This is a genomic window from Nocardia donostiensis, assembly GCF_002081715.1.
Taxonomy (GTDB): Bacteria; Actinomycetota; Actinomycetes; order Mycobacteriales; family Mycobacteriaceae; genus Nocardia; species Nocardia donostiensis.
This window is the reverse complement of sequence record NZ_MUKP01000098.1, coordinates 1-5550: the sequence shown is the minus strand read 5'-3', so window position 1 is coordinate 5550 and position 5550 is coordinate 1. Positions and strand designations below refer to the sequence as shown.

At 69.1% G+C, this 5550-nt stretch carries 6 protein-coding genes; 5 read left to right on the top strand and 1 reads right to left on the bottom strand.

The genetic code is table 11. From position 1 onward, the window contains the following. The 5 genes from B0T44_RS25835 to B0T44_RS25820 form a co-directional block, all read left to right on the top strand. Positions 1–773, top strand: a 773-nt coding sequence (locus tag B0T44_RS25835) for a large ribosomal subunit assembly factor BipA (RefSeq protein WP_497006603.1), incomplete at its 5' end; no start/stop codon positions are given. Positions 774–869: 96 nt separating this feature from the next. Next, positions 870–2669: an ABC transporter family substrate-binding protein gene (locus B0T44_RS25830; protein WP_217697416.1), complete on the top strand. Its 1800-nt coding sequence runs from the start codon at positions 870–872 to the stop codon at positions 2667–2669. Then, on the top strand, positions 2666–3559 hold the full coding sequence (gene mshB / locus B0T44_RS25825) for an N-acetyl-1-D-myo-inositol-2-amino-2-deoxy-alpha-D-glucopyranoside deacetylase (protein WP_077114636.1): 894 nt from the start codon (positions 2666–2668) through the stop codon (positions 3557–3559). Before B0T44_RS25830 ends, mshB begins: the two co-directional genes overlap by 4 nt. Before the next feature lie 24 nt (positions 3560–3583). Beyond that, on the top strand, positions 3584–3742 hold the full coding sequence (locus B0T44_RS27420) for a hypothetical protein (protein ID WP_175647908.1): 159 nt from the start codon (positions 3584–3586) through the stop codon (positions 3740–3742). Continuing rightward, a complete protein-coding gene (locus B0T44_RS25820) occupies positions 3739–4194 on the top strand; it encodes a hypothetical protein (protein WP_081512722.1) in 456 nt (151 codons plus the stop codon). The genes B0T44_RS27420 and B0T44_RS25820 overlap by 4 nt, the downstream gene beginning before the upstream one ends. A gap of 253 nt (positions 4195–4447) precedes the next feature. Here the strand turns inward: B0T44_RS25820 and B0T44_RS25815 are convergent. Next, positions 4448–5550: PH domain-containing protein (locus tag B0T44_RS25815; RefSeq protein WP_176219248.1), on the bottom strand; the 1103-nt coding region annotated here is incomplete at its 5' end.

Genomic DNA, 5550 nt, shown 5'->3' with positions numbered 1-5550 from the left:
GGGAGGTGCAGGGCCGCGGTGAGCTGGCGCTGGCCATCCTGGTCGAGACCATGCGCCGCGAAGGCTTCGAACTGACGGTCGGCAAACCGCAGGTGGTGACCCGCCAGGTCGACGGCAAGGTGCACGAGCCGTACGAGGAGCTGACCATCGACTGCCCGGAGGAGTATCTGGGCGCGATCACCCAGCTGCTGGCCGCCCGCAAGGGCAAGATGGTGCAGATGAGCAACCACGCCGCCGGCTGGGTGCGGATGGAGTTCATCGTGCCCTCGCGCGGCCTGATCGGCTTCCGCACCGTTTTCCTCACCGAAACCCGCGGCACCGGTATCGCCAATGCCGTCTCGCACGGGTATGCGCCGTGGGCCGGGGAGATCCGCGCCCGCCACACCGGTTCGCTGGTCTCCGACCGGTCGGGCTCGGTGACGCCATTCGCCATGATCCAGCTCGCCGACCGCGGCCAGTTCTTCGTGGAACCGGGCGCGGAAACCTATGAGGGGATGGTTGTCGGGATCAACCCGCGGGCCGAGGATCTCGATATCAACGTCACCAAGGAGAAGAAGCTCACCAATATGCGCTCCTCCACGGCCGATGTGATGGAAACGCTGGCCAAACCGCTGCAGCTGGATCTGGAGGCCGCGATGGAGTTCTGCGCCGCTGACGAATGCGTCGAGGTCACCCCCGAGGTGGTGCGGGTCCGCAAGGTCACCCTCGGCGCCACCGAACGGGCGCGTGAGCTGTCCCGTCGTAAGGCGCGCGACCGTGCGGCGGCGCAGTAGCCCCGGTCCGTTGTGCGACACGTGGGTTCGCGAGGATTGGCGTGCACCTGGCGCCGCGATATCGACGGCGAGCCGGGCACGGAAGGTCGAGGTAGAGTGCCGAGCGTGATTTCGGGGGCGCGAACGTGGGCAAGGTTGCGCGCGATACTGGTTGTCCTTACCGCGTTGCTGCCGGTGATACTGGCCGGTTGCACCGCAAACCCGCCGCCGCCCATCGAGAGCACCGACAGTCCCCAGACCGAGCCTGCGCAGCCGGCGAAGAACACCGTCGTGGTGGCGATCGACGATATCGGGATCGGTTTCAACCCGCATCTACGGTCGGATCAGTCACCGGCCACGGCAGCGGTCGCCGCCATGGTGTTGCCGAGCCCGTTCCGTCCGGTGCCCGATCCGGCGGTGCCCGGCGCGACGGTATGGGTGCCCGACAAGGCGCTGGTGAAATCGGCGACGGCAACCTCTGGGGTCGCTGGGGAACCGTTCACCATCACCTACCAGCTGCATGATCAGGCCAACTGGTCCGACGGTGCCCCGATCGCGGCCGAGGATTTCTGGTTCCTGTGGCAGCAGATGATCACCCAGCCCGGTGTGGTCGACCCGGCCGGGTATCGGTTGATCTCCGATGTGGGGTCGGCCGACGGCGGGAAAACCGTCACCGTCACGCTGACCTCGCCATATCCGGCGTGGCGTGAACTGTTCGCCAACCTGCTTCCCGCGCATCTGATCAAGGATTCTCCCGGCGGGTTCCAGCGGGCGCTGACCGAGAAGATTCCGATATCGGGCGGTCATTTCAACATCAAATGGGCTGATCCCGGTCGCGACGAGATCCTGCTCGAACGCAACGACCGGTTCTGGGGCACCCCGGCCAGGCCGGACCAGATTCTGTTGCGGCGCGGTGGAACACCCGCTCAGCTGGCGCATTCGCTGCGCACCGGTGACGCGCAGATGGCGCTGGTGCACGGCGGCGTCGCCACCGAAGCCCAGCTGGCCGCGATCCCGTCGGTGCGCACCGCGATCATGCCGCAGTCACGGCAGCTGCGGTTGGTGCTGAACGGACGCGCCGAGGTGCTGCGCGATCACCGCGTACGCACGGCGGTGCTGTCGTTGCTCGATCCGGCGCTGTTGGCCACCGTCGGCGCGCAGACCGGTAACTGGGTGGAACCGGCACGCGCCCAGGTGCTTTCCCCCTCCGATCCGGGTTACACGCCGACCGCACCGCCCCGGCTGCCGCAAGACGCCGCGTTCGGGCTGCTCGCCGAGGCCGGGTTCGGTCGCGCACCGGAACCGCCGCCGGTGTCACCGACCTCGCCCGCGCCGCGACCGCGGTCGGTGGCGAAGAACGGTGAATCGCTGTCGATCCGGATCGGCGCGGTCAGCGGCGACGAAACCGCGCTCGCGGTCGCCAACACCGCCGCCGACCAGTTGCGCAGCGCAGGCATCGACGCCACCGTGCGCAGCCTGCCCGGTGATGAGCTGTACGGGAAAGCATTGATGGACAACGCCGACAACACTGTCGACGCCATCGTCGGCTGGGAGGCCACCGGCGTGGACCCGGCTACCGTGCTCGCCTCCCGGTACGGCTGCCCGCCCGCGCCGCCGGTCGAAGGAGACGGGGAGGTCCCGGCCGCTGTCGAAGCCGCCAGGCAGGCGCCGAGCAACCTGTCCGGGATGTGCGATCCGCAGCTGCAGCCCGCGATCGACGCGGCGCTGCGCGGTATCGAGGTCGGCCCTACCCTGGCCGATGCCGAACCTCGGCTATGGGGGATGTCGACCGTACTGCCGATCGTGCAGGACAACGTGGTCGCCGCCGCCGGACCGTCGGTGGACGGCGCTTCGCTCAACGGCGCCATCCAGGCGGGCATCTTCGGTGACGCCTACATGTGGCGGAGGATCCCATGAGCAGCTCGAACGGCACCGGTGGTCTGCTGCTGGTGCATGCCCACCCCGACGACGAGACCATCACCACCGGCGGCACCATCGCGCTGTACCGGCGCCGCGGTATTCCCGTGACCGTGTTGACCTGCACCCTCGGTGAAGAGGGCGAGGTGATCGGCGAGCAGTGGGCGCAGCTGGCCGCCGACGCAGCCGATCAGCTCGGCGGTTACCGGGTGCTGGAATTGACCAGGGCGCTGGCCGCGCTCGGCGCGGGCCCGCCGCGTTTCCTCGGTGGTGCCGGACGCTGGCGTGACTCCGGGATGGCGGGCACACCCTCGGCTGAACATCCGCGCGCGTTCGTGCGCTCCGGGGCCGCCGCGGTGGCCGCGTTGACCGAAGTGCTGCTGCAGCTGCGGCCCCGAGTGGTGGTGACCTACGACCCCAAAGGCGGTTATGGGCACCCCGACCATATTCGCGCCAACCAGATCACCACCGCCGCCGTCGACACCGCCGCCGAGCAGGGGTGGGACACGCCCAAGCTCTACTGGACGGTCACCGAAGCCGATATGTTGCGGATGCACACCGCTGCGTTGGCCCGCCGCACCGTCGACGGCCTGCCGGGCGCACTGCCGCGCGGCTGGCGCCTCCCTGCCGAAGGCGAACTGGCGTGCGTACCCAGCGAGACGGTGACGGCCACGGTCGATGTGTCCGAGGTGCTCGGCGCCAAACGGGACGCCCTGCGGGCGCACGCTACCCAGGTGAGCGTCGCGCCGTCGGGGCGGGAATTCGCACTGTCGAACAATATCGCTCAGCCGATCCTGCCCGAGGAACATTTCATACTGGTGCGGGGACGGCCGGGACACCGCGGCCCCGACGGCCGGGAACATGATCTGTTCGCCGATCCCGCGGAATAGCCCCGGCAGCATAGACTCGCCCCCATGTACAACTGGGAGCTCCAGAACGCCATCGTGGCCTTCGTGGACAGCCTGCGCCCCACCGCGCAGCTGCAGCACGAGCTGTACATGTCGGCGCTGCACGTCTTCGTCGAAACGCAGAGTCACCTGTTGACGCTGCTGGGCTACCCGCCGGTCGCGTGACGGCCGCCGTGGACGACCAGACGGGCGATGAGACTCCGTCGCGGTCCGCTTCCCGCCTGCCAGGATGGCTGGTCGCCGCCCTCGGCGTGGTGATCATCATCGTGCTGATGGTCGACGCCGTGATCACGCTGATCGTCGAGGTCCTGTATCTGCCGCTATATCTGGGCTCGGTCGCCTTCCCGGTCTCGGCGCTGCTGGCGGGCCTGGCCAACATGTTCCTGGTTCGCGGCGCGGCAACGGTGTCCGCCCGCCCGGCGGTCCTGTTCCTCCCGATCGCGGCTTGGACTCTCGCCTTCCTCGGTGCCGCCAGCACCGGTCCCGGCGGCGACGCCCCGCTCGGCAGCGATATCCGCACCCTCCTGTTGTTCCTGTTCGGGCTCGTACCGCCGCTGATCTATCTCTATATCCAGGCCAACCGGGTGCGCGCCGAAGCAGTAGCCGCGAGCAAGTAATCCGAACGCAACCCAGCCTCGACGTGAACCGCTGCCGCTCGGCGAGCTGTCACACAGAGGCACGTGCCACCTGCCCGGCTCCGCCCCCGCAATACCGGGCAGCGCTGCGCGATCGGCGGGTTCGGCGCGGCACGTGAGCGGGGTCAGCGCTTTCTTTGTCGTCGCCGGGTTATCGCGCTGGGAGCAGCATCACGCATATCGAGCTGTGACCGGGGCTTGCGCCCCTGTGACCTGATGCCTGTCGGCGGGCCCGCTATCTCGTGCCGAGGCGGCCTGGCGTGACGGATTCGATCAACAGCCATGCCATATCGAGGGGCACATCGACGATGCGGTAGCGCTTCTTGCCCGCCGCGGTGGCGGCGACAACGGTGGCTACTCCGGCACGGCGCTGCCAGAAGGATTGGCGGACGGTCCAGCCGATCACGCCGGGGGCTTCAAGACAGTCGCGGTCGCGGTCCAGCGAACCGGAGCGGGTGATCAGCCACGCGGGGGCGTCGGGCGTGGCGGGGAGGACGGTGTGGCCCAGGCCTCGGTAGCGGTCTTCGGCCAGGGCGGCGCAGAGGGGGAGCAGCGCGAGGGGCAGCAGCCACCACCAGGGGGAGACGTGGTAGCCGCTGAGTGGGAGGAGCAGCAACGCGACGGCAGTGCAGGGGACCGGCCACAGCGCCCGGGTGTAGCGGCGGCGGCGCGCGACGGGGCCGTGCGGGACGAGTGGAGCGTGCGCGATGAGCGGGGCACGTCCGTGGTCTGGGCGGTGCGGGGGCGGCGGCGTTGCACTCGGCTCGGTCTGGGGCGGCGAAGGCAGAGCCGCCGGATCTTCGCTTCGGGGCGGGTATTTCGCCGGGCTGGGGGTGAGCAGGTGGGCGAGGGTGTGTTCGACGGCGGGCCGGGGTGCTTGGGGGAGGATTTTGTGGCGCGGGTTCTCCCCGGTCATGATCGCCTCGAGGGCGGCAGCACCTGCCAGGCGGAGCAGGAGGGGTTCGTTCACGGTGGCGCCGCGCAGGCGAGCCAGGTCGAGAGTGATCTGGCGGGTGGTGAACAGGCCGTGGCGCAGGTGCAGAGTTTCCCCGTTGTCGGTGACGCGGAGGCCGAAATAGGTGGACAGGTAATGAGCGCAGGAGGCGAGGGCGACCACCACTATCACTGCGGCGACCAGCGTGAGCGCGCCGAGTACCAGCAGCAGCGTGCTGCGTCCTTCCACCCGATGCACGGTGTCCTCGCGGAACAGTACATCGCCGAGGCCGTATTGGAAGGCGACACCGAGCACCGGCACCACGATCGCGAAACCGGTCAGCGACAGCGGTGCATAACGAACCCAGCTCGGCCGCCAATTGGCGATTTCCTGCCCGCCGTCCG